A 24,443-nucleotide genomic window follows, 5' to 3' on the forward strand; every position below is an offset into this window, starting at 1 on the left:
AACGCAATAACAGCGTGAACGACCGTGAGCGTAACACGAGCAGTAACTTCATGAATGAAAGCCGCGGTGCGCTGGATCTGGGTCTGAACGCCAAAGCGGAAGGTGAGAGTGCAACAATGGCTCAAACTGAACGCAATAACAGCGTGAAAGACAGCGAGCGTAACGTGAGCAAAAACGTTGCGAGCGAAAGCCGTGGCGCCTTGGATCTGGGTCTGAACGCGAAGGCTGAAGGAGAGAGTGCAACGATGGCTCAAACTGAACGCAACAACAGCGTGAAAGACAGCGAGCGTAACGTGAACAGCAGCTATGCGAGCGAAAGCCGCGGTGCCCTGGATCTGGGTCTGAACGTGGATGCGGATGCAGAGAGCGAAACTACATCTATGGTGGAGACAAATCGCTAATATGAGATTTTCACTGTAATATGAAGAAGCAGGGGCTCCGGAACCCCTGCTTCTTTTTTATGCTTTTTAAAATTCAAAATAATATGCAAATGGACAAGAATTTCAGTATAATTGTTATAACAGTTGAATAGTATAACTAAGGAGGGAAATGAATGAATAGGGTGAGTGAAATGGAACGAAAAGTAACGAAATTTGGTAATAGTCTTGGATTAACCATGACGGATGCCTTCAAACAAATTGGTCTTGAACAAGGTGACATGGTTCAAATTGAGGTAAATCAGTCTAACGGGGAAATTATTATTAAGAAGTCTACAAAAGTCAATTTGCCTAACGGAATCAGTAATGATTTTATGGATACATTAGCTGATGTGATAGGTGAATACGATCAAACTTTGAAAGGTCTCAAGGATAGATGAGCATGACCCGGTATTTGAGCATACAAGAGGTTATTGCGATCAATGTCGCTATGATTAAGCGTTACAGTCCTGGAGAGCAGATTGGAGTTAAAGATTCTGGTCTGCTTGAATCCGCGATTATAAGAGCGCAATCATCAGCTTTTGGTAACGATGCCTACCCATCTATATATGAAAAATCTGCTGCGATTTTTCAATCTTTGGGCCAAAATCACCCTTTTCATAATGCCAATAAAGGAACGGCTTTTACCGCACTGGTAATCTTCCTGCGTTATAACAATGTGTATCTTAAAATGGATCAAACTTTTGCTGAGGACTTTACTGTCGATATGGTGAACCACAAGTACACATTCGAAGAACTGGTCTCGATTATTCGTACATACTGTGTTACTGAAAATGAAATATAATAGTAAGCAATAAGTCATACAATACTATGATTTATTGCTTTATTTTTTGCGGAAATAACAACGATCGAAAGTCGTTCTGTCATCGGAGTGCGAGTGTGAATAGTCTTTAATTCAACGGATGTAGATTACAATAAACTTAAAGAACGAATGAAACACCTGATCAGAACAGGGAGTGAATGATATGGGAACGGAATATAACAGTACAGCCATACAGGAGTCCATATTGGACGTACATATTACAGAGGCAGGATACGAGCCAGGACAATCGACCATTCGCAATATTCGAATGAATGTGGCGCGAGGAGAGCTGGTAGGCATTATCGGACCAAATGGTGCGGGCAAAAGTACCACGATTAAGACACTGCTTGGGCTGCTGGAACATGCGAACTATGAAGTGACGATTGGGGGAGAGGGTCGCTATGCCTATATCCCGGAGCAACCGGTTTTTTACGAATATATGACCCTGTGGGAACATCTCGATCTGGCCGCAGCGGCGTATGAAATGGAGGAAGAATTCTTTGTCGCCAGAGCGGAGGAACTGTTGATTCGTTTCGGCATGGACCACGTCCGGAATGATCTTCCAGCCAGTTTTTCGAAGGGCATGCGGCAGAAAATGATGCTAATGATCGGATTTCTGTCTTCGCCGGATATCTATATCGTGGACGAGCCGTTCATCGGGCTGGACCCTCGTGCAACCAAGGATTTTCTGAAATTACTGGATGATGAACGTCGCCGCGGCGCGGGTGTGCTCATGTCTACGCATGTACTGGATACCGCTGAACGAATCTGCGACCGATTTATTCTGATTGCTTCAGGCAGATCTGCTGCCGAAGGATCATTGGATGAGATCCGTGAAGCGGCAGGATTGCCGGAAGCCTCTTTGTTTGACTGTTTCGATGTACTGACGTCTTAGATAGAGAGAGGTGAGAGAGGATGGAAACTTCCCAGCATTATACACCACTTCGTTTATACAGGAGAAGACGCAAGGAGCATTTCAGGGAACAGATCAAAAATCTCAGACTCGTCGTGGATTGGACGGTGTGGGTATACCTGCTTGTTCCAGGTTTGCTCTATCTGATTGGGTGGTACATAAGTCTGTGGACCAAACCACTGCCTGCATGGGCGACAGGATTACCGCTCCCCGTACTGACTGGGCTGATTGATGTGGTTATGCTTACCGGTGGTGTGTTGATCTTTGTAGAGGAAGCGGATGTATTGTTTTTGAAATCAAGGCCGTTGTGGATGCGCACGTTAATGAGGCAAGGGCTCTACCGCGCCTGTCTGCAACATCTGGGCAAAATGATCGTGATTACAGCACTGACTGCCCCTCTGTGGTCCCGGGTCTATGAGATGTCGAACCTTCAGATTGCACTTATGGCTGTCTGGTTCGGTGCAGTCGCTTCATTCCAAGCCATAACATTGCATATGACGAAGGTTCGACATACAGGATGGCGACGCTGGATTCAGATGATTCCTCTCGTCATTGGCATAGGTTACATGACCATTCAGGCAACATTATGGATGTATGGACAGACGTGGAAAGTCATATTGGGTATCGGGGTGATCATGCTTCTTCTGATTACAGTTGGACAGATGAGGCTGTTGATGAAGGGAACGTTTGAAGGGGATGTGCGAGAGGATCTGCGGAGCAGACTTCAGCTTACAGCTCTAATGTTAAGTCGGGTGGTGAGCAAGCCGAATGCTCCACGAACACGTTCTATTATCTTCCGCAAACCGCGTAAACTGTTACGCCATCGGTCCATCGCGAATCGGACAGCGGAGATTGCTTTCAAGGCATTTTTCCGGAACTCAGCTACGATGAAATTGTATATGCAGCTTGGAGGACTATCTATCGCCGCGGTTGCATTACCACCTTTTCCGGTCAATGTTATTGTGTGTGCATTACTAATCATCATGTTGACGGTGATGTTTTATCGTTCCTGGGACGTTTTTGCAACGTCAGACTATGTTCAGCTCATAACGTATGACTCGGAGGCGCTGCATCTTGCAGGCTCAATGATGGTTCGGATGTTGTTTGTCCCAATTGGAATTCTGATGGGATTCACACTGGGATTGGCCTGGCTCGGCTGGATCGTGGGTATTCTGACCGCTGCAGGTGCGGTAGCCTTCGGACTCTGTGTATTATCTATTGCCGGATGGGTTCGGCTTACCCGTACCTAAAGGAATTCCTTTCTAAGTGAGAGCATATCACGCGCTATAACTGCCCATGCTATAGAAGTAGAATCTCATCTATGGATGATCAGAGATTAGCTGTAGCAAGGAGGAAGAGATGATGATGGATAATAGCGAACTACAGGTGCATTTCTCAGACGGTTCAGCGTTGAATGCCGCGAGGGCAACTTTGGAGGAATTGGGATATAAGCCGTATCAGTCCGGCCCGCTGGAATTGTATATCCCCACAGATCGCCAAGATCCGCAGTCTGCCGTAGAGATTGTTCAATCTCATGGAGGAAGTGCCGTATTTTCCTCGCAAACGGAAGAACTGGATCAGTTTCAGAATATATCGATTCCGGCTCATCTCGTGAATGAGGACTGGAATGAGGGGTATGCAAGCGGTAACCAGGAAATCCAAACGGAGCAAGGCAGACATAACTATAGCGAGGACCCAGCGTACGATGATTCGGCTGATGGATTCTCAGGCAGTGTCAAAGCATAGAGAAGGGAAAGACTACAAGCTAGAAGTGGTTCGTTCCATCTTTTCAAAAAGGGATAATGCCCAAAAACCCCGATATTCCACAGATAGTGGATATCGGGGTTTTTGGCATGTGAAGCAATTCATCATGCGATTAAAGTGTGTAATAGCTATTATTAAACAACCTCTTCTTATGAATTAACATGTTTATACCCAGCCGCATGCATGCCAGCCGTATATCCGGTGGAGAATGCAGCGGTGATATTATACCCTCCGGTGTAGCCGTGAATGTCCAGAACTTCACCGCAAAAGAATAGTCCTGGCAGCAGCTTGGATTCCATAGTTTTTGGGTATATCTCTTTTAAGTGAATTCCTCCTCCAGTGACGAAGGCTTCTTTGAGCGATCTCGTTCCGTCTGCACGGAAGGTAAAAGCTTTCATTAGCCCGCACAAGTTGCTCAACATGCCTTTGGGGAAATGGTGAAAAGTGAGGTCATCACTGATCTCTGCGCGTCTCATCAATAATGGAATCATGCGCTCTGGAACCCATGTTTTGAGTATATTTTTGACAGCCTTGCGGGACTCTTGTTCCAATACCTGTTGAACCTGTGCTTCCAATGCGCCTGCAGATAACTCCGGGAACAGATCAATACTCATGATAACCTGTGTGTTTCCAGACTTCATCTGCACTTTGCGGATAAATTGGCTACAACGCAGTGCAACCGGTCCAGACACTCCAAAATGCGTGAAGATCATATCCCCGCGATGAGAAATGACCGTTTTTCCTTTGACGTCCAATACAGATAAACCGATATCCCTCAAAGACAAACCTTGCAGTTCCTTGGATTGGATCCAACTCTCCCCAGACACAATAGGTACTTCGGTTGGATACAACTCCGTAATCGTGTGGCCCGCAGCCTCAGCCCAGGGGTAACCGTCTCCGGTTGATCCGGTTTGGGGTACGGATTTGCCACCAGTAGCGATAATGACAGAACGTCCAAGAATCGTTTTACCAGACATCAATTTAACACCCTGTACTTGCTGACCATTCTGAATGAGTTCCTTCACCGGTTCTTTGGTACGTATCTCGACACCGAGGAAGACAATTTTGCCTACCAGCGCATCCACAACTGTTTTCGCTTTATCGGTTACAGGGAACATTCTGCCGTTGTCTTCTTCTTTCAGGGCAATTCCGAGATTCTCGAAGAAACGCATGATTCCCTGGTTGTCCAGATTCTGAAAAGAACTGTATAAAAAGCGCCCATTACCCGGAATATGCCGGATGAGTTCATCCGTCTCCTTGGCATTGGTTACATTGCATCGACCTCCGCCAGAGATGCCGAGTTTACGACCCAGTTGATCTCCTTTATCCAGCAGAAGCACGGAGGCTCCATGCTCGGCGGCGGCAACGCAAGCCATTAGGCCCGCAGATCCACCACCAATTACAATGACATCATACATATGTTATTACCCTCTTTTTTCATTGAATTTGTCTGTTTTACGTAAAATGTGTCTACTCCTGGCTTTTTCTGAAATATAATGGAGTTACGAGCAGTTCTATTATGCAGTCTTAAGGGATATATTGTAATAAACTGTCGCCTATGTTTTAATCAGAAATACATGAGGGAATGTGCAGGCAGAGGAGGAGATGGCATTGTGGTTGCGTTAAAGGACATGCTTTTACAAGTACTGCTGGCAGGGTCGGCGGTATTTCTGATTCCCTTATTCCGTCTGGTACTTTCCAAGCGGGCTATTTTCAGAATGGAACATGCCGGAACCTTTCATACCAGTTTTGCCGTGACAAGTGTCGCGAGCATGTTACTGTGTCTGCTGTTTGCGCTCTATGCAAGCCCGGTAACCGTACCCATATCATTAAGCATCGTACCTGTGATACTTGTTATTTTGTATTGTAAGTCCGCTATAGGCGTAACGGTGTCCATTCTACATATTCTCTTCTATCTTCTGTTTGCGCATCCCTATGATCTGTACGGATTTCTTCTTTATACGGGCATTCTTCTCTATCCTATTGTATGGTTGTCTGCCAAACGATTCAAGCCTAATACACCTTCGCGCAAAATGGCGATCCTTATCATCCTGATTACAATGGAACTGGTTGTAACGAGTCTGTTATGGATCGTATCCCTCCAGAATGAATCCACATACTCTGCGACCTACATGATACTTACAGCACTTGGATATACCGCTGGAGCCATTATTACGGGCAGTCTGAGTCTGCTATGGCTGGAACGGATGAAGCACTATCGCGGGCTGGAGCAGCATCTCTCGGAAGTCCACCATCGATACATAGCCGAAACGGAGAAACTTCATCAGATTTTGAACGCAGTGCCGCTTTCCATTGCCACCGTAGATAAACAAGGCACGGTGATGTTTGTCAATGAAATGATGGAGCAAACCGCAAGAGAGCAGCTTCCTTGTACCTCCACGCCTGATCTCATTGGACAGCCAGCCAGTCAATTTGTTGAACAAGGTCAGGCGGATAAAATGGATAAAAGCATTCGCAGAGCTGTTGTTCATGGTGAGATTAGTGGATTAACCGTTCGTTACGGTGCGCACGTATTTCAGTCCCGAACCGTACCGATCTATGCCTTTCCAACAGACAATACGAGAGAAGTTACAGGTGCCATGCTGATCATTCAGGATATCACGGAGCTTGAGATGTTGCGAAGTGAACTGGATAATGTGGATCGTCTCAGTCTGGTGGGGCAGATGGCTGCAAGCATTACGCATGAGGTGCGTAATCCAATGGCGGTCGTGCGGGGCTTTCTTCAACTCATGCAGGAAAAGAGTCCGGACTCCCTGGATCACTATTACCGGATCGTTCTGGAAGAGCTGGACAGGGCCAACAGTATCATTAATGATTTCCTGTCTCTGGCCCAGAATCGTATTGCCGAGAAAGAGGAATCCCAGCTGCACGATATCATACATGAGCTCAGTCCATTGTTATGGGCTGATGCGAACCTGCGTGGTCAGAGTATTGAACTCATGCTGGCCCATAATGTGCCGAAGCTGCATCTCAATTCAAAGGAAATCAAACAGGTGGTGTTGAACCTGGCCCGTAACGGGATGGAAGCCATGAATGAGAAGGGTGTGCTTACGCTGGAGACGCGGATTGTGGATGATAAGGTGGAACTGTGTGTTCATGATACAGGACCGGGTATACCCAGGGTGAAAAAGGAAAAGCTGTTTGAACCTTTTTATACGACAAAAGCCAAGGGAACCGGACTTGGATTGTCCATGTGCCTGAGTATTGTTGAACGACATAATGGAACCATTACTGTGGAATCGGAGGAAGGCCAGGGTACCACCTTCAAAGTCGCATTTGAACGTTAGTCATTCAGCATATTTTGCCAGACATTGAGACATAATATTATGGAAGAAGCCTTTCCGCAGGCGGTTTCTGAACCTTGCTTTCATTGCTTATGGATGTATAATAGGAATAGCACATCATTACATCCATAATGTTCGATATGAATGTAACGTTGTTTTGGAAAGTTATTTGCCTTTAAATTCTATCGAGATCATAGAACAACCATTTATAAGGAGTGAAACCGAATGTCGATGTCATTTGATCAATACATGAAAGATATGGTTCAACCCATGCGGGATGAGTTAACTCGTCTAGGAATCCAGGAGTTGCGTACTCCAGAAGAAGTGGAAGCAAGCCTGCCGGATGCAAAAGGAACAGCACTGGTTGTCATTAACTCTGTGTGCGGATGTGCCGCAGGTCAATGTCGCCCAGGTGTGTCCCAAGCACTTCAGCACGATATTACACCGGATCACCTGTACACTGTATTTGCTGGTCAGGACAAGGAAGCAACTGCAAAAGCACGTGAATTCTTCGCACCGTATCCGCCATCTTCACCGTCCATTGCCCTGATGAAAGACGGAGAACTCGTTCACTTTATCGAGCGTCATCAAGTGGAAGACCGTTCTGCAGAGGAAATTGCGGCTGATCTGACAAGTGCATTTGAACGTTATTGCCGTTAATTCGCTCCATAGAACGCCCCGCCCTTCGGATCACCGATGCCGGGGCGTTTCATTTTGGATAGATAAGGTTATTGAACCATTCGGACCTTTCAAGATGGACATCAAATTTCATTAATTTAGAAACGGGGTGTGTGAACGATGAGTTTGCAACAACAGATCATCGCTGAATTGAAGGTTAAACCAAGCATCAATGAAGAAGAGGAAGTACGCAAGCGTGTTGATTTTTTGAAGACGTATGTGAAAAATGCGGGTGCCAAGGGCTTGCTGATTGCGATCAGCGGCGGTATTGACAGTGCAGTGGCTACGGCACTTTGCAAACAAGCAACGGACGAGCTTACGCAAGAAAACAACCAGGAGTACAAAACACTGGGGGTATTCCAACCTTATGGTGAGCAATCCGATATCGACCACAGCTATGCTGTAGCAAAAGCATACGACCTGAAGAATGTTGTGGAAACGAATATCGAAGATGCAGTGAATGAAATTGCACTGGAAGTGGAGCAAGGGTTCAAATCCTTGGGTAGCCCACGCCATATGACTCACCAAGGCAAAGGTAACGTTAAGGCGAGAACTCGCATGGTAATGCAATATGCGCTTTCGTTTGAAGAAAACCTGCTCGTTGTAGGTACGGACCATGCATCCGAAGCCATCACGGGCTTCTACACCAAATGGGGCGATGGCGCTGTCGATATCACGCCGCTGAGCACACTAAACAAACGTCAGGTACGTCAACTGGCAGCATATCTGAAGGTGCCACAGGCTATTTTGGACAAGGCACCATCTGCAGGGCTATGGGAAGGTCAGACGGACGAAGATGAGCTGGGAATTTCGTATGAAGCGAACAGTGACTATCTTGAAGGCAAACAGATTGATCCGGCTGCACAAGAGCGCCTCGAAGCGTTCTATACGCGTACACATCACAAACGCAATGCCATTCCTGGTATCTAATACGAATAATGAGCATGCTTGTTATATTAGGCAATGCACAAAAAAGAGTCGCTGCTCAGGGCAGTGACTCTTTTTTGTTATGTGGAATGGGCAAAAGAAAAATCGCGGCTCTACTAATGGTAAAGATGAGTTAGTTACTCCAGTCTTTGATCTGTTGCAGGGTCTGGGTGAGGGCTTGTTCCAGCTGTGGAGTGGTTTCTTTAAATGGATGAACGGTATTGAAGGTATGGGTTCCCTCATTAATCTGGTGCCATGGGATATCAGGGCGTGCTTGCACAAGTGCGGCAGAACCGTCCCGCAGGCGCTGGGGATCTTCTGTTCCCTGAATGAGTGCGACTCGCAAAGGTGAAGATGCCAGGCGGTCAATAATAGCGTAACGTTCGCTATGCTTGTCCAAGTCTTCCAGTATAGACACGTCCAGTGGCATCTGCTGACCTGTACGTCCGTTAACGACATGGCTGCGGCCATGCGTACGCATTTCTTCTTTCTGCTCCGCAGTGAAGAGATCCAGATTGGTTATGCCATTCCAGGAGATGACACCTGCCACCTGTTGGGGATGATCCATTGCATAGACGAGACTTACGCCCGCACCGCGGCTATGACCAACCAGGTATACAGGAAGTCCGGTGAATTCAGGCTGTGTAGCCACATGTTCCAGTACCAGGGCCAGATCGGCAAGCTCCCGGCTGTACGTATTCACTGCGAACTTTTCGAGTTCAGAGAATTGCTCCGGATATTCGCCGATACCGTTGTGAGAGAAATTAAAGGTCAACACATGATGCGTCTGGCTTAGTTGTGAAGCTGCATAGGGGAACATGCCCCAGTCTTTGAAGCCTTTGTATCCGTGTAACAGAATGATGACGCCTTGAGCGGATTGTTGTGCAGGGAAAAAGTCCCCGCGAATGATAGCCTCTACGTCAGTGGGCAATTCAAAAGTTATGGGCATGATTCAGACCTCCTTAGAATTTCAGACGATTCCTGATTCATATTTTAGCATATATGGTAATGCGGACAGATACTCGCTTCTGGGCGCCCCTCCTGCTACAATAGAATACGTGTTCGGATAGTTACGGATCATGTGATTGAATGGATAATTTATACAATGCATGTTCAAAAAGAGCGGTTTTCAGTACCGAGAAGATGAACCTTGTCAACTACCTTTATAGTATAAAAGATTAAGCGGGTGAAGCGTTGATGATATATGGCATTGGCAATGATGTGCTGGAGATAGGGCGTATGCGGAAGTTGCTGTCCGGTCGCCATGCTGAAGCTTTTCTCAAACGAATATTAACGCCAGCAGAGCGGGAGATTGCGTTCCATCGAGGGAAGCGGATGACGGAGTTTGTATCCGGTCGATTTGCTGCAAAAGAAGCGGTATCCAAGGCATTTGGCTGCGGGATCGGTGGTGTAATGGGGTTTACTGACATTGAAGTGCTTCCAGATGGGACAGGGCGTCCTGTGGCTTCGCTGTCCAGTCAAGCCTGGGAACGTCTGCAACTGCCTTACGATAAGCAATATGACATTCATTTGAGTATTACGCATCAGACGGAATTGGCAGCGGCCTTTGCAATTGTAGAACAGATGGAAAAGTAGCTAGCTTGGCAATAGGAGAGGAAGGGCTTATGGGTTTACAGGAACAGAAACAACATTTCAGCGTGAATTTGCTGGACTGGTATATGATCAACCGACGGGATTTGCCGTGGCGTCGCCACAATAATCCGTATTTCACATGGGTATCCGAGATTATGCTTCAGCAGACTCGGGTAGATACGGTCATTCCGTATTTCAATCGTTTTATTGGAAATTTTCCGACCGTGCAGGCACTTGCGGAAGCACCGGAGGAGGATGTCCTGAAAAATTGGGAGGGACTCGGCTATTACTCCCGTGCACGTAATCTTCAGGCAGCCGCGAGACAGGTTATGGAGCTGCACGAAGGCGAGATGCCTCAGGACAAGCAGGCTGTCTTCGCATTAAAAGGGGTTGGCCCCTATACGGCCGGGGCCATTCTCAGCATTGCCTTCAACCAGCCGCAGCCTGCGGTAGATGGCAATGTCATGCGGGTCCTGTCCCGATACTTCCTCATCGATGAGGACATTATGAAGGGCAGCACCCGGGTGTTGATGGAAGAGCTCGCAGGAGAGCTCATTCCGGAAGGGCGAGCGCGTGATTTCAATCAGGCGCTGATGGAACTTGGCGCGCTGGTGTGCACGCCCAAAGCGCCGCACTGCCTGACTTGTCCGGTCATGGAGCAATGTTCCGGCCGCATCGCCGGAAGAGAGCTTACGCTGCCGGTCAAGACCAAGGCGAAGCCGCCGCGCCCAGAGCAGCGGCTGGTCGCGATTGTGGAGGGCCGCGGTGATCATCGCGGCCAAGTGCTTGTGCGCCAGCGCCCAGAGACGGGCCTGCTAGCCCGTATGTGGGAGCTGCCGCATGTGCTCGCGGCGCCCGCCGCAGCCAGCAAGAAGGCGGCGCCGCTGGCGGATGAGCCGGCCATGGCATTGCTGGCCGGCAGTCTGTGGGCGGAAGGCTTCGCTGCCCGCCCGGAAGGGCTGGCTACCCATGCGGAGCATGTGTTCAGCCATATTGTCTGGAGCCTGCAAGTGTACAAGTGTACCGAGCAGGACCAGAGCAGTGAGCTTCCGCTGATCGCAGCGGAAGCCAGAGCTGCCTACGATGCACAGGCGGCAGCAAGGGAGGGCACAGCCTCATCATCAGCTGTGTCACCTGAGTCAGAGACAACACATTCATCGCAGCCAGGCACGCCTAATGTGCAGAATATCTCAACATCGCTTAACGATGGAGCGATGTTGGCACCATCTGATGGGAGTGACCTAGCGCTGAGCACCCCGATCATGACAGGTAAAGGCGATGGGTTGACCTACCGCTGGATCGGTCCGGAAGACATGGACAAGATGGCATTCCCGAACATATTTCTGAAGCTGATCAGCAGTTATTTTGCAGGTGCGTATGGTCAAGTGAACGATTAAATGGGGGAGCTAACGAACTCCAGAGGTCTTATATATGGATAAACCACTATTAAGAATTTTAACGAACCTGAGTGATGTTATCATAGCCAAATCAAATGCAAAAGTGCCCATCCAAGCCCGTACTTTGGGGAATAGCTACTCTGAGATTCGTTAGGTTCCGGATACGATGAAATATGGAGCAATAGCGTGTCCTTGGTTCGTTAGAAAGCAATATCCATTAACGATAACTATAGCGATAGCAAAAAGAGAGCCTGATCACGGTCACGATGACCGAATCAGGCTCTCTTTTATGTTATCTGTTGCATGCAAACAGTCTTATTTTGCAGAAGCGTAACGTTTGTTTACTTCATCCCAGTTGATTACATTCCAGAAAGCACCGATGTAATCAGGGCGTTTGTTTTGATATTTCAGGTAGTATGCGTGCTCCCATACATCCAGACCCAGAACCGGAGTCAGACCTTCGAAGAGAGGGCTGTCTTGGTTAGGTGTGCTAGTGATGGACAACTTGCCATCTTTGCCAACTACGAGCCAAGCCCAGCCGGAACCGAAGCGAGTTGTAGCTGCTTTAGCGAAATCTTCTTTGAATTTATCAAAGCCACCCAGTTCGCTATCAATAGCTGCTGCGATGTCGCCTGTAGGAGCTCCGCCGCCATTAGGTCCGATGATTTCCCAGAACAGGCTGTGGTTAGCATGTCCACCACCATTGTTGCGAACCGCTGTGCGGATGCCTTCAGGTACGCTGTCAAGGTTAGCAATCAGATCTTCCAAGCTTTTTTCTTGCAGTTCAGGAGCGCTTTCCAGAGCTGCGTTCAAGTTAGTTACATAAGTATTGTGATGGCGATCGTGGTGGATTTCCATCGTTTGTGCATCGATATGTGGTTCCAATGCGTCGTTAGCGTAAGGAAGTGCCGGTAATTGAAAAGCCATAATGAAATACCTCCTGAGATTTTAGGTTTTTTTTAAAACAGGTACATATGTAATAATACCCTTGCCACTAATATTAAACCGCATTCGAGCTAATTAAGCAACATTTTTGTTTATTAAGTCCCCCGAAGCGTTGATCTAATGATGGGCCAGAGATAACAAACATATTTTACCCTTTATGCAACTATTTATGTGTTTTTGGGTGTTTAAATGGCGATGAAGTTTAATATTCTAATGTAAACGGTTACAATTAAGCGCTTTCAAAAGAAAATGCGTGTTTTATGGAGAAAAGTATGGTTTAATTGACGGAGAAGCGGTATTTTCTCGTTTTTTGTCATTATATGAACATTGGGTTTTTGGTAAAAAGGAATTCCTTTTTGTAAAAAACCTCATCTAAGCTAACGAAAAGGGAGATTTAAGACATGCACGTTCGTTCCTTTCAGTTGAGTGATGCAAGCCAGATGACGGAGCTTCTCCAGGTTGCACTATCGGAAGAGTGTTATGAGAACACGATGGGCCCGTTTGCCCGTCAATTGTCATGGGATTCTGACCTGATCATGGTTGCGGAAGAAGAGGGAGACCTCGTCGGCGCTTTGATCGGTACGATTGATCACAACCAGGGTTGCATCTACCGTATTGCGGTACATCCAGACTATCGTCGCCGTGGAGTCGGCAAAACACTTGTCGAGGCTATGGAACAAAGGTTCCAGCAGCGTAAAGTCAGCCAGGTATGGGTGGCGGGTGATGAGCACAACAAAGTAGCCATGCCTCTGTATGAAGCTATGGGTTACGGTGCCAATCAGATTATGAGCGCTTTCCAGAATCTTAGTATTTTGTCTAAAGCTTAGTTCGTATGTTTAAAAAGAAATAAAAAAGATGTTCATTTCATATTAGGCATATCTCTTTAACGTGTAAGAACGTGAGGGATATGCCTTTCTATTTGTATGAGCTTTCTATACGTAATATTCCTCATATTTTCTCGTTCTCGGAACGCACTTCGGTGAATCCGATTCAATTAGACCACTGAACCTATCCCGGCTGTATTCATGACATCCAAGGTATTGGTGCTCATAACCAATTGTTTCACTCTCCCAAATGAAGTAGACTGAAAGGGAGTGTGGTCATCCATTTTACACATTTAATTCAACTAATTCATAAACGAGGTGTCCCTTTGAATTCCAATAACCTTTCAATGGAACATGTGACTTCCGAGGAACGTAACGAACCGCCAAAGCCTGAACAACCGGGGAAATCCTGGGTAGCTGAGCTGTGGGACTGGGTCAAAACGATAGTGGTTGCTTTTGTAATCATGATGCTGCTGAACCTGTTTGTGTTTAACCTATCGATGGTCAAAGGACAGTCCATGCAGCCGACACTGGTTGAGCGAGATCGCCTTTTCGTCAACAAAATCGTATATCATCTGGGTACGCCTTCCCGATCCGATGTGATTGTACTTCGTGATCCAAGCGAAGGTGTGGAGAAGAAGGATTTTCTGGTGAAACGGATCGTTGGACTTCCGGGAGATACAATTGAGGTCAGGGATCACCATCTATATGTGAACGGCGAGCGGCAAGCGGAAACGTACACCGATATTGAGGTACAAGACCCGGATTTTGGACCAATCACACTGGAGCCGGATCATTTCTTCGTGATGGGGGATAATCGTCATGAAGGCAAAAGTAAGGATAGCCGAGTGTTTGGCAGTATTACATCCGACCAGATTGTAGGCAAGGCTGAATTTATTTTCTGGCCGTTTTCTGAATTGAAGAAATTGTAAAATGCTGACAGGACAACAACTTCAGACTGCATTTTGCGTTAAACCATATAGACTCGTTCCGTTTGAATTCAAGTAAGCAAGGCATATATAGAACATAACGCCTGTCCTCTTATCGTGAGGCGGGCGTTCACTATTTACGGAATAAGTGTCGGAAGAAGAGAGGGAAGAGAAATGACGAGCGTACAGACCGGGGCAGCACAGGCCTCCGTATGGGAGAAGTTAAAACAGGAGATCAAGGCAGCTGGCCCCGGACTGGGCATTGATGATATCGGATTTGCTTCTGCTGATCCCTTTGTTTCCCTGAAGTCGCTGTTGGAGCAGTCGCGGGATAAGGGGTATGCTTCAGGTTTTGAAGAGCCGGATATTGAAAAAAGGGTGCACCCCGCCTTAAAAGATGGCGAGCCCGCTTCACTTATTGCGATCGCCGTGGCATACCCGTCCAAAATGGTGAATCCGCCGAAATCGGAGCCGGGAGCCTATCGGGGGATATTTGCCCGTTCTGCATGGGGGCAGGATTATCACCAGGTTCTGCGTACAGCGATGGACAAGCTGGTTAATTTCATACGGGAGCGCGTACCTGAAGCGATGATCGAAAGCATGGTAGACACCGGAGCACTGGTAGATCGTGCGGTGTCCCAGCGTGCGGGGATTGGCTTTAGCGCCAAGAACTGTGCCATTATATCACCCAAATTCGGATCATGGATTTTTCTCGGGGAACTGGTAACGAATATTCCTTTTCAACCTGACACACCTGTGACCGAAGACTGCGGTGAATGTACGAAATGTATCGATGCCTGTCCGACAGGAGCGCTAGTAGGGCCGGGGCAGTTGAATTCACAGCGTTGTATTTCTTTTGTAACCCAGACCAAAGGGTTCGTAGATGAAGAATTTATGCTGAAAATAGGCAATCGTCTGTACGGTTGTGATACGTGTCAGATCGTCTGTCCGAAGAACCGGGGCAAGAACTGGGATCATCATCCGGAGTTTCACCCCGATCCGGAGATTGTGAAGCCGCTTCTGCTGCCGCTACTGGACATCGGTAACCGGGAATTCAAGGAACGTTTCGGTCAGAGTTCCGCCGCCTGGCGGGGCAAGAAGCCGATTCAGCGCAACGCCGTTATTGCCCTGGGCAATTTCAAAGACAAAAGTGCTGTACCCAAACTTACAGAAGTATTAAAACGTGATCCGCGCCCCGAGTTGCGGGGAACCGCAGCCTGGGCGTTAAGCAGAATTGGAGGAGAAGACGCCATGAGAGCAATTGGGGAAGCTGCCGCTAACGAACAAGATGGGAACGTACTAAGCATGCTGCAGAAGGCCGAGGAGCGACTGCGTTCGTCCGAGACCTTACCCAAACAGCCGCAGGCTGGGCAAGTGAGTGAGAAGCAGCCAGAGCAACATGAAGAGCACAATGCATTACGGGTGTTACAACAGGATTTGAAAATGGAAGCCGGAAGTGAACCGGGTGGTGAGCAACCTGCACAGCCTGCCAAACCGGAGGCCGCAGCGTGGAGGCCCTCGGCAGTGACAGGTCTTCATGGCAAGCCCGTCTACTACGATGAAGTACTGACACCGATTGGTACATTAACATTATGCGCTACGGATGAAGGACTGTGTCACATCGATTTTGGCGCCTTTCACGTACGTGAAGCTCATCTGCAACAATGGGCGCGTACCTGGATTGGCGAGTATCGATATGAGAAGAATGAAGAGAAGCTCAGCGAAGCTGCACAGCAGATCCAGCAGTATTTTGCAGGGGAGAGAAGAACGTTCGACTTGCAGCTTGATCGGCTTGGAACACCATTCCAGCTACAAGTATGGCAAGTTCTGTCCGATATACCTTATGGAGAGGCCTCATCACACCAACAGGTTGCGGAAACCATCGGCAGACCCAAGGCTGTTCGTGCAGTTCTGGACGCCATTAGCAAGAATCCGATTCCGATTATTATTCCCTGTCACCGCATCAGCGGTAAAGACGGCACCCTGGTGGGTTATGTAGGCGGTCTGCAAACCAAGGAGCAATTGCTCGCATTGGAGCAGCAATCGTAAGAGCGGGGGACGTTCATGAAGTATGTAAACGTGGAGAGCGTGGAGGCGGGGGAGCTTCTGGGCAAGACGGTATATTCCAGTAACGGCACGGTACTGCTGTCTTCCGGAGTCCAGCTCACCGTATACATGGTCAATACGCTGAAGCGTATTGGCGTGACCATGCTATACATCCAGGATGAAGCGTACAAAGATGTGGATACAGAAGACATTCTGGATGAAACCACGAAAAGGGCAATAATTAACGAAATGAGTGTCACACTCGAATCCATTCGCTCCGGGAAAGATTGGAGTCCCAGAAAGGTCGCCCTCAGTATAGAGAAGTTGCTGAACGATGTACTGAACGGACGTGAACTGCTGGTGCAACTCACCGATATTCGTACCAAAGACAATGCACAGTATGTTCATGCGATGAATGTATGTTTGTTGTCTTCGGTCATCGGACTGAATATGGGACTCAATTATAATCAACTGAAGGACCTTGCTGTGGGGGCATTATTGCATGATATTGGCAAAGTGGGGGAACCTCCTGGCAGTGGTTCTGCTGCGAATTCTTCCCTGCACCATACATGGCGTGGATTCGAAGTGATTAAGAACAAACGGGAGTTCAGTCTGTTGGTTGCCCATACAGCCCTGCAACATCATGAGCATGTAGATGGTACAGGCATGCCGAGAGGGATCAAAGGCAGTGACATCCATCTGTTTGCGAGAATTGTTAGTGTGGCTAATATCTATGATAATCTCATTAACGGGTTATCCCAGGACAGCTTATTGCCACATGAGGCCTGTGAAGAGATGATGGCGTTGTCTGGCACGAAGCTGGATCGGGACATTCTGATTGAGTTCAACAAGAGTGTATCCGTGTATCCCAATGGTACAGCGGTACGACTATCTACCAAAGAGACTGGCGTCATTGTGCGTCAACATCGGGGATTACCCGGCAGACCTGTCATCAGGGTGGCGCGCGGAAGTACGCGTTATTCTCTGGATGTGGTTGAAATCGATCTGGCTCAGCATACAACCGTTTTCATTGAAGCTGTCATGACGTAGCTTGTGTACGATTCAACTGGAAAATCCGTTTGCTCAAGGCGTGCGGAAATGCTATGATACTTTCAGGAAATCCGGTCTGTGTCAGGTTTGCAACATATGTGTCTAACATCATGAAGTGACACGGGTTATCAGGCTTTTTAGAATGCATACAGAGGTGTCTAAGAGATGGATATTGTTATACCGATTATCACATTGATTGTTGGTCTGGTCGGGGGATTTTTCATCGGGGTGTTCTACTTGCGTAAACAACTCGAGAAAATGCAAAGCAATCCGGACATGCTTCAGAAAATGGCGAAGCAAATGGGCTACAACCTGAATGGCAAGCAAATGCAGCGTGCCCAGCAGATGATGAAGAATCAGCAGCCAGGAGCGAAAATGCCTCAGCCGCAACAGCATCCTGCGCGTAAAAGTTCGGGCCGCCGAAAATAATAGCAGGGAATAACTGCTTAAAGTGCGTGTTCAAAAATGTTGGGTTTTCAGTATTGAGAAGCGAACTTTTTGAACAATCTCTTACAGTAGTGGTTCGAAAGGAGGCGTTCGGCAGTGGCTGGCGTTAAAGATTATATGAATTCAAAAGTATCCGACAATCGGGAAAAGATCGAGTATCATGTAGAGCAGATCCTGAAATTGATCGGAGAAGATAGTACACGTGAAGGGCTGCTTGAAACGCCTGCACGTGTGACCCGAATGTATGAAGAAATCTTTGGTGGATATGAAGTAGACCCTCGTGATGTGCTTGGTGTCACGTTTGACGAGAATCATGAAGAACTGGTCATCGTCAAGGATATTGTCTACTACAGTCAGTGTGAGCACCATATGGCGCCGTTCTTCGGTAAAGTGCACATTGGGTATGTACCAAGCGGCAAGATTGTCGGTTTGAGCAAAATGGCTCGTCTGGTCGAAGTGGTAACACGTCGCCTGCAGGTTCAGGAACGTATTACTTCTCAGATCGCTGACATTCTGACAGAAGCTGTTGAGCCGCATGGCGTTATGGTCGTGGTGGAAGGCGAGCACTTGTGCATGTGTTCCCGCGGCGTGAAGAAACCGGGAAGCAAGACGGTAACGTCTGCAGTACGTGGTTCTTTCCGTGAGAATCCGGCACAACGTGCAGAGTTCTTGTCTCTGGTAAAAGATTAAAATTCGGTACGTCCATTTCATGGACAAGTCGGATGAGTAGGTCCTTGTGGTTTTGGAAGCAGGAGCTTCTGAAGCCGCAGGATAGGATATGATAAGCCGTGTTCCCAGGGGAACCGGCTTATTTATATATGGCGTTATCATTTCTATATATACTGTATACATACGAATTCGTTAAGCCGGAGGTAATGGAACGATGAGTGCGTCTTCCCATTCAGGACACCCGATACAGTCGGAAAAGAAACTACAAGCGGATAAACATGCTACATTGCGTCTGCAAATCTGGGAGACACCACTCAAGCGACAAGGCAGTAGTGTACTCGAAGCCTTTGCATGGGAAGAAGTTATGTGCAGGCGAGTTGGGGCAGGGCATCTGCCTGTTGCACATATATGGCGACATCCAGATGCCTTCGTAGCGGGTCTGCGTGACCGCAGGTTGCCACAGGCTGTAGAAGCGATGGAACGGATAAGGAGCCAAGGGACAGCGGTCTGTGTTCGACCTTCCGGTGGCGCAGCCGTACCTTTGAATCCAGGGGTAGTTAATGTGTCACTGATTCTGCCAAATCCCGGACATGCCATCAATATCCATGATGATTTCCGGGAGATGGCTTCGATTATTGCCGACTCGCTAACGCCATGGTCGAATCAGGCGCAAACGGGTGAGGTTCAGGGTGCTTTTTGCCCGGGGGATTATGATGTCAGTGTAGGCGGGATGAAATTCTGTGGTATTGCCCAGCGCAGACAGGCAAAGGCGTATATTATTACTGCTTTTATCATCGTGGAAGGGCAAGGAGATCAACTGGCAGCGGACGTGCGTCAATTTTATCAGCATGCGGCAGGTGGGGCGAGTGAAGGATATCCTGATGTTCAGCCCGGCACGATGGCAAGTTTGAAGGAGTTGGCAGGTGTCCCTTCTGCGGCAGCATATACCGCCTCTTTGGTTCGGACTCTACGTGATCGCTATCCGCAAGCGGAAGCCGGCAAGGTGCTTAGCGTAGGCTCTGAAGAGGTACGTCTGACGGCTGAGCAGATGAAGCTGCGCTATGATTGAATTCTTGATAATCGGACTTGGAATTGGGTAATAGAGATGATATGATGTGATTTCGGAAGGAGAGTGTTAGGATGGAGACGTTGAGATATACGTACTTATATGAGGTTGTATCTACAGGCGAAAAGTCTGAGTTCAGCCAGATGGCAACAAGCAAGGAAGAGGCTGCTGCATTGATCGTTGCTCGTATTGCCGATCTGGAGTTTACAGATGAGGCAGATATCAAGCTGGGCGATCTGATCGCTATTAGCAAACAGGTTGGCGACAACTATGTGGCGTGCGAGGGCTGTGCTTCTTAAATGAGCATGAGCATGTTGAAATAGCAAGTCTCTCAAAATATAAGCAAGTCTCTTTTTACAGAGGCTTGTTTTTCTGTCTACACCAAAAAGAGATATCTTTCAGTCATTCGGCTGGAGATATCTCTTTTTTCTCTAATCGATTGAACCCAACACTTAATAAGGCGGCCACAACAGCTTGCGTGCTGTTTCGTACCGCTCAGCCACAGCTGGCCAATAGATCACATTCCACCAGTCTTCAATATACTTTTTACGTTCATTCTGATGCTTCAGATAGTAGGCATGTTCCCACACATCCAGGGGCAGGAGCGGTACGATATCGGACTGGGACAGGTTCTGGTGTTTTTCCGCCTGCAAAATCTCCAAACGATGTGCTCTTGGGCTCCAGACAAGCATCGCCCAGCCACTGCCTTCCACTTTGTTTGCAGCTTCCGTGAATTGATTCTTGAACGCTTCATAACTTCCGAAATCCCGCTTGATCTGCTCTGCGAGCATACCGGAAGGTTTACCGCCGCCAGCAGGATTCATAATTGTCCAGAAGATCGTATGCAGGTAGTGACCTGCCCCGTTAAAGGCGAGTTCGCGTTCCCAATGCTTGATGAGTTCAAAATTATTCTTTTTTCGCGATTCCGCCAGCTTTTTCTCTGCTACATTTAGTCCGTCCACATAGGATTGATGGTGTTTGTCATGATGGATACGCATCGTTAGCTCATCAATATGTGGCTCCAGCGCATTGTACGCATAGGGGAGGGGTGGAAGGGTATGTCCTCCAATGGGCACCGGCTTTTCTTTTACGGGAGGTGCTGTAGAACTGGGCGTGGCATGTGTTGTTCCGGTAGAGGGCGGTTGAATGGTTGCGGATTGGATCTGCGCTGAAGTGGCCGGTGCGTTTACATTCTCCTCTGGTGAAGTTGAAGCTTCTGAAGCTTGGCGATGGACGCTCCCTGACCCTGACGTATGCAGTGCATTTTCCAGAAAAAGTGACGGCTCCGAATCCGTTTCTCGCAAGATGCCAGGTTGGCCAAGCGTATCCAATACGCCCAGAAAATACTCCGATTCGCGGATGAAATGCAGAATAAGTACTTTGGCAAGCGGAACAGCTTGCACCGCAGCACTTTGTTCCAAAAGAACATACAGCTGTTTGATGAACTCTCTCGATTGCTGCCGAGCTGCAGACACAAGTTGATCGATACAACGAACGATGTAGGGAGCGGGTGGATGGGTTGCGGGCAATAGTTGTTTTAAAAGCTGATTCGCTACTCGCTCACTGTTCGCAAAGGTAGCTTCCCATTCTTCCAGTAGCTTGACATATGGAGGCTCCAGATCAGGAACCAGAGCACGAATGACGAGTGTATGTTCTTTCTCCTGCTCTTTCCAGAAACGTATTTCCTCCAAAATCCGCAGAGGCAGCAGGTGACCATATCCATACCAGTTCATCTATGTTGAACCTCCTTCAGATGAAATTCATTGCATGCAGACTGTCTTTTCATGCGTCCCAAGAGTATATTCCGCCAGCCTGTTGTCCTATGATTGCAAAAAAAAGAGCCCCGGAGGGGCTCAAGAATCAACAGAATTTTAATTAATTTAGATAGGTTATTCTCCACTATTCGTGTTCTGCACATCGTCACTGCTTGTCTTCGTTACATGACTCAGGAACGTGGAGACACGGCGCAGATATTCTTTTGGATGCTCCCGGAAGATCAACTCATGGTGCGCATCCTGGACGATCCATACATCCGAGTACGGATTGGTCTGGTTGGCAGCGAGCTGCTCTGCAATCGGGTAAGGTGCTTTCTCGTCTTGCGTGCCATGAATGAAGAAAATCGGGAACGGATAATCTTCCTTTTTCACTTCCTGGTACGGAATCTGTTGCAATCCGGTACCATTTAGAACAGGGAACAACAGCTTCATAATCTCCAGTGTAGGCTGACGCGGGAGATCAATCTGGTTATGAATGTTGTGGTACAGCGTATCCGGCTCAAGCAGGAACGTACTGTCCAAAATCATCGCATCCACTTCCTGTGTAATCAGTCCAGTTTGAAGCGCCGTACCGGCACCCATGGAGAAACCCCAGACAACCAGTTCCTGCGCACCGCGCTGCTTGGCGAACTGGATGGCACCCAGCAATTGCTGAGACTCCGCTTTGCCACCTGTGGCTACAGCTTTGTTCACCTGTGAGGCGAAGCCATAATCGAACATGACCACGTTGAACCCAAGTTGATGGGCATAGTGTGCCAGGTCATACATAGGCACCCATGTTTCTTCACGATTGGCACCATAGCCGTGACTGAAAATAATGGTTTTGCTTGCGGCATTGTCAGCAGGTATATACCATCCCTGCATCGTCCGGCTGCCATCTGCTGCCGGGAACGTGATGTCTTCGTATTTCATATTCTTGGCCTGCATCGGATTGGAGAAAACAGGCGCTACCGTTGGATTGGATAATACCCATGCGATATAACCGTGCAGAGCAATAAAACAAAACAGTAGAAAAAATACAACGGAGAGCAGCAACGCTACGATAATATGTTTGAACCGAATCAGCCTCGGTGACAACGAAGAGGGCAGATCGGACACTTTTGTTTGCAGCGGGGCTTCGCTCTGGGATGTTGGATACATGAATGCCCCTCCTTTGAAGTTCAGTTGAAGATAACAACGACATGAAAAGAGAATTGCGTTTATTTCAGAGCCTGCTTCAGAGCGATATCTTAAGATAATATATCTTTATCGTATGTTCCAATATAGTCAAAGTCAATTGATTGAGGGCATTTGTTACGCAATTGTTATATAGTTCTTAAGATATATGGGTAACATTACCTTAGTGTGTAAATTACAGGGGATTAAGTCTTATAAAAAGGAAAAATTTATACTTAGGTTTATTTCAATTTTGGCTCTTTTTGGTTTACAGATGAGACCGTTTCTCATATAATTTATGTAACCAAGTTTCATGTGATGAAACATGAGGAGGGCATTATGCCATGGAAGATCGTAAGTTAACCGTCCGGGCTGTAGAACGGGCGCTGGATATATTATTATGTTTTACCACACGCAGTGATCTGGGACTCACCGAAATTGCCAGCCAAATCGGCTTGCACAAAAGTACAGTACACCGTTTGATGGCTACGCTGGAGGATCGAGGGTTCGTGATCCGCGATGCAGCAACAGAGAAGTACCGACTGGGCATCCGAATCTGGGAGCTGTCGGCTCATATGTCCCGAAGTGATGATCCGGCGATTCTGCTGCTGCCTGCGATGGAGCGACTGAGAGATCGATTGGGGGAGACTGTGAGTCTGTACCTGCGTGATGGCAGTGAACGGATACGGATTCAGGCTGTGCAAAGTGATCAGGCGATACGCCGAGTCGCTCCTGTCGGTGTTAGACTCCCGCTATCTGTGGGCGCTTCCAGCAAAGTCTTGATGGCGTTTGCCACGGACGAGGATCGCGAAGAACTGATGAACGGGCCGGAATGGCCGGTGTTTATTGATCCTGCGGTGTATTTGGCACAGATGGGAGATATCCGGGATAACGGATATGCGACGAGTTATGAGGAACGTGAGCCGGGAGCTGCCGCGGTATCTGTACCGATTATGGACCGTCGAGGCAATATTGCAGCTGCTCTCTCGGTCTCAGGGCCTGTCAGCCGACTATCGCAGGAGACTTTGCACGAATACGCACCTGTGCTAAAGGAAGCTGCTACGCAGATGGGGCTCATGTTATCTTGATGTTGACGTAAGGTCTGTCACCAATGAAGTTGGTGATCTGGAATATAAAGGTTGTTTTTATGTTCCGGTTGCGCTACTCTGTAATGGACGGCCCAGCGGGGTCAGCTTCATTGAATATGAACGGCGGCTTATGTATGCCGCAACTTGTTAACGTTACTGGGGGAGTCCGAATTGTCCGGACTGAGACGGGATCGCATGAGATTCCGGACCCTTTGCACCTGATCTGGATCATACCAGCGTAGGGAAGTAATCGGCGATATGACCACAAACCACCACATGTGACTCTTGAAGGTCTCCGATAAGGAGCTGCAACCAGGAGCATTATTGGTGATGGACATAAAAGTCGGTTCCTTCGGGGACCGGCTTTTTTTATTACAGTGAACGGGCGATAGAATACATACTCCATGGACTGCTTATTCAATAACCTGCGCAAGTGGGCTTGGAAAAGAGACTTTTTGGCTTAGATCCATGATATGTGCTAACTTCATGTCTGTTGTGAACTGTACATGAATAATGTCTCCGCTGGTCTGCTGTAGGATCGCTCTTTCTTCTCTGCGCTCTGCATGATTTGGGATAGGGATGTAAGCGAGCCAATGATGCTACCAACCAAACCAAGCGAACGAACACTGAGGA

At 47.9% G+C, this 24,443-nt stretch carries 25 protein-coding genes and 1 riboswitch; of the genes, 20 read left to right on the plus strand and 5 right to left on the minus strand.

The annotated features are described in order from the left end of the window. The 6 genes from ACTHPG_RS26615 to ACTHPG_RS26640 all read left to right on the plus strand — a co-directional run. A partial coding sequence (locus ACTHPG_RS26615) for a hypothetical protein (protein WP_440392377.1) occupies positions 1-401 on the plus strand: 401 nt, incomplete at its 5' end. Positions 402-553: 152 nt separating this feature from the next. Beyond that, complete coding sequence (locus tag ACTHPG_RS26620) at positions 554-817, plus strand: AbrB/MazE/SpoVT family DNA-binding domain-containing protein (protein WP_440392378.1); 264 nt, start codon at positions 554-556, stop codon at positions 815-817. After that, positions 814-1,221, plus strand: coding sequence for a type II toxin-antitoxin system death-on-curing family toxin (locus ACTHPG_RS26625; RefSeq protein WP_440392379.1), 408 nt, complete (start codon positions 814-816; stop codon positions 1,219-1,221). The genes ACTHPG_RS26620 and ACTHPG_RS26625 overlap by 4 nt, the downstream gene beginning before the upstream one ends. 181 nt (positions 1,222-1,402) lie before the next feature. After that, positions 1,403-2,134 carry an ABC transporter ATP-binding protein gene (locus tag ACTHPG_RS26630; protein ID WP_440392380.1) on the plus strand — a complete coding sequence of 244 codons (732 nt, stop codon included), beginning with the start codon at positions 1,403-1,405 and terminating at the stop codon, positions 2,132-2,134. 20 nt (positions 2,135-2,154) lie between these two features. Beyond that, positions 2,155-3,402 (plus strand): ABC transporter permease, encoded by a 1,248-nt coding sequence (locus ACTHPG_RS26635; RefSeq protein WP_440392381.1) that lies wholly within the window; start codon positions 2,155-2,157, stop codon positions 3,400-3,402. A 109-nt stretch (positions 3,403-3,511) separates the two neighbouring features. Beyond that, the gene (locus ACTHPG_RS26640; protein WP_440392382.1) at positions 3,512-3,898 is read left to right on the plus strand and encodes a hypothetical protein; all 387 of its coding nucleotides are present in this window, start codon (positions 3,512-3,514) and stop codon (positions 3,896-3,898) included. 167 nt (positions 3,899-4,065) lie between these two features. Here ACTHPG_RS26640 and ACTHPG_RS26645 read toward each other — a convergent pair whose 3' ends face one another. Further along, positions 4,066-5,334, minus strand: coding sequence for an NAD(P)/FAD-dependent oxidoreductase (locus ACTHPG_RS26645; RefSeq protein WP_440392383.1), 1,269 nt, complete (start codon positions 5,332-5,334; stop codon positions 4,066-4,068). Between the two features lie 195 nt (positions 5,335-5,529). Between ACTHPG_RS26645 and ACTHPG_RS26650 the strand changes: the two genes are divergently transcribed. The 3 genes from ACTHPG_RS26650 to nadE all read left to right on the plus strand — a co-directional run bounded on the left by ACTHPG_RS26650 (position 5,530) and on the right by nadE (position 8,829). Further along, the gene (locus ACTHPG_RS26650) at positions 5,530-7,224 is read left to right on the plus strand and encodes a two-component system sensor histidine kinase NtrB (RefSeq protein WP_440392384.1); all 1,695 of its coding nucleotides are present in this window, start codon (positions 5,530-5,532) and stop codon (positions 7,222-7,224) included. A 222-nt stretch (positions 7,225-7,446) separates the two neighbouring features. Further along, positions 7,447-7,881, plus strand: coding sequence for a BrxA/BrxB family bacilliredoxin (locus tag ACTHPG_RS26655; RefSeq protein ID WP_440392385.1), 435 nt, complete (start codon positions 7,447-7,449; stop codon positions 7,879-7,881). Between the two features lie 138 nt (positions 7,882-8,019). Further along, positions 8,020-8,829: an ammonia-dependent NAD(+) synthetase gene (gene nadE, locus ACTHPG_RS26660; protein ID WP_440392386.1), complete on the plus strand. Its 810-nt coding sequence runs from the start codon at positions 8,020-8,022 to the stop codon at positions 8,827-8,829. A 130-nt stretch (positions 8,830-8,959) separates the two neighbouring features. Here nadE and ACTHPG_RS26665 read toward each other — a convergent pair whose 3' ends face one another. Then, complete coding sequence (locus tag ACTHPG_RS26665) at positions 8,960-9,775, minus strand: alpha/beta fold hydrolase (RefSeq protein ID WP_440392387.1); 816 nt, start codon at positions 9,773-9,775, stop codon at positions 8,960-8,962. Between the two features lie 248 nt (positions 9,776-10,023). On the opposite strand from ACTHPG_RS26665, the gene acpS reads away from it, so the two are divergent. Beyond that, positions 10,024-10,422 (plus strand): holo-ACP synthase, encoded by a 399-nt coding sequence (gene acpS, locus ACTHPG_RS26670; RefSeq protein ID WP_339239409.1) that lies wholly within the window; start codon positions 10,024-10,026, stop codon positions 10,420-10,422. A gap of 29 nt (positions 10,423-10,451) precedes the next feature. Next, positions 10,452-11,816, plus strand: a complete 1,365-nt coding sequence (mutY, locus tag ACTHPG_RS26675) for an A/G-specific adenine glycosylase (RefSeq protein WP_440392388.1) — start codon at positions 10,452-10,454, stop codon at positions 11,814-11,816. A 315-nt stretch (positions 11,817-12,131) separates the two neighbouring features. On the opposite strand, the gene ACTHPG_RS26680 is transcribed toward mutY, so the two are convergent. Continuing rightward, complete coding sequence (locus tag ACTHPG_RS26680; RefSeq protein ID WP_150364015.1) at positions 12,132-12,743, minus strand: superoxide dismutase; 612 nt, start codon at positions 12,741-12,743, stop codon at positions 12,132-12,134. Between the two features lie 419 nt (positions 12,744-13,162). Between ACTHPG_RS26680 and ACTHPG_RS26685 the strand changes: the two genes are divergently transcribed. The 8 genes from ACTHPG_RS26685 (at position 13,163) to ACTHPG_RS26720 (ending at position 20,091) form a co-directional block, all read left to right on the plus strand. After that, positions 13,163-13,588, plus strand: coding sequence for a GNAT family N-acetyltransferase (locus ACTHPG_RS26685; protein ID WP_145326471.1), 426 nt, complete (start codon positions 13,163-13,165; stop codon positions 13,586-13,588). A 344-nt stretch (positions 13,589-13,932) separates the two neighbouring features. Further along, on the plus strand, positions 13,933-14,517 hold the full coding sequence (gene lepB / locus ACTHPG_RS26690; RefSeq protein WP_440392436.1) for a signal peptidase I: 585 nt from the start codon (positions 13,933-13,935) through the stop codon (positions 14,515-14,517). A 171-nt stretch (positions 14,518-14,688) separates the two neighbouring features. Then, positions 14,689-16,563: a tRNA epoxyqueuosine(34) reductase QueG gene (queG, locus tag ACTHPG_RS26695; protein ID WP_440392389.1), complete on the plus strand. Its 1,875-nt coding sequence runs from the start codon at positions 14,689-14,691 to the stop codon at positions 16,561-16,563. A 15-nt stretch (positions 16,564-16,578) separates the two neighbouring features. After that, positions 16,579-17,610, plus strand: coding sequence for an HD domain-containing phosphohydrolase (locus ACTHPG_RS26700; protein WP_440392390.1), 1,032 nt, complete (start codon positions 16,579-16,581; stop codon positions 17,608-17,610). A gap of 165 nt (positions 17,611-17,775) precedes the next feature. Continuing rightward, positions 17,776-18,039 (plus strand): YneF family protein, encoded by a 264-nt coding sequence (locus ACTHPG_RS26705; protein WP_017690778.1) that lies wholly within the window; start codon positions 17,776-17,778, stop codon positions 18,037-18,039. Between the two features lie 114 nt (positions 18,040-18,153). Next, the gene (gene folE / locus ACTHPG_RS26710) at positions 18,154-18,747 is read left to right on the plus strand and encodes a GTP cyclohydrolase I FolE (protein ID WP_440392391.1); all 594 of its coding nucleotides are present in this window, start codon (positions 18,154-18,156) and stop codon (positions 18,745-18,747) included. A gap of 193 nt (positions 18,748-18,940) precedes the next feature. Further along, positions 18,941-19,795, plus strand: coding sequence for a lipoate--protein ligase family protein (locus ACTHPG_RS26715; protein WP_440392392.1), 855 nt, complete (start codon positions 18,941-18,943; stop codon positions 19,793-19,795). A gap of 71 nt (positions 19,796-19,866) precedes the next feature. Beyond that, on the plus strand, positions 19,867-20,091 hold the full coding sequence (locus ACTHPG_RS26720; protein WP_091039003.1) for a hypothetical protein: 225 nt from the start codon (positions 19,867-19,869) through the stop codon (positions 20,089-20,091). Between the two features lie 153 nt (positions 20,092-20,244). On the opposite strand, the gene ACTHPG_RS26725 is transcribed toward ACTHPG_RS26720, so the two are convergent. Both ACTHPG_RS26725 and ACTHPG_RS26730 read right to left on the minus strand, forming a co-directional pair. Then, positions 20,245-21,525, minus strand: coding sequence for a Fe-Mn family superoxide dismutase (locus tag ACTHPG_RS26725; RefSeq protein WP_440392393.1), 1,281 nt, complete (start codon positions 21,523-21,525; stop codon positions 20,245-20,247). Between the two features lie 156 nt (positions 21,526-21,681). Continuing rightward, positions 21,682-22,707 carry an alpha/beta hydrolase gene (locus ACTHPG_RS26730; RefSeq protein WP_440392394.1) on the minus strand — a complete coding sequence of 342 codons (1,026 nt, stop codon included), beginning with the start codon at positions 22,705-22,707 and terminating at the stop codon, positions 21,682-21,684. Between the two features lie 359 nt (positions 22,708-23,066). Between ACTHPG_RS26730 and ACTHPG_RS26735 the strand changes: the two genes are divergently transcribed. Beyond that, positions 23,067-23,810 carry an IclR family transcriptional regulator gene (locus ACTHPG_RS26735; RefSeq protein WP_076216717.1) on the plus strand — a complete coding sequence of 248 codons (744 nt, stop codon included), beginning with the start codon at positions 23,067-23,069 and terminating at the stop codon, positions 23,808-23,810. A 148-nt stretch (positions 23,811-23,958) separates the two neighbouring features. Beyond that, positions 23,959-24,072, plus strand: a riboswitch (TPP riboswitch). Positions 24,073-24,443: the final 371 nt, after the last annotated feature.

This window comes from Paenibacillus sp. SAF-068 (assembly GCF_051967555.1).
Lineage (GTDB): Bacteria > Bacillota > Bacilli > Paenibacillales > Paenibacillaceae > Paenibacillus.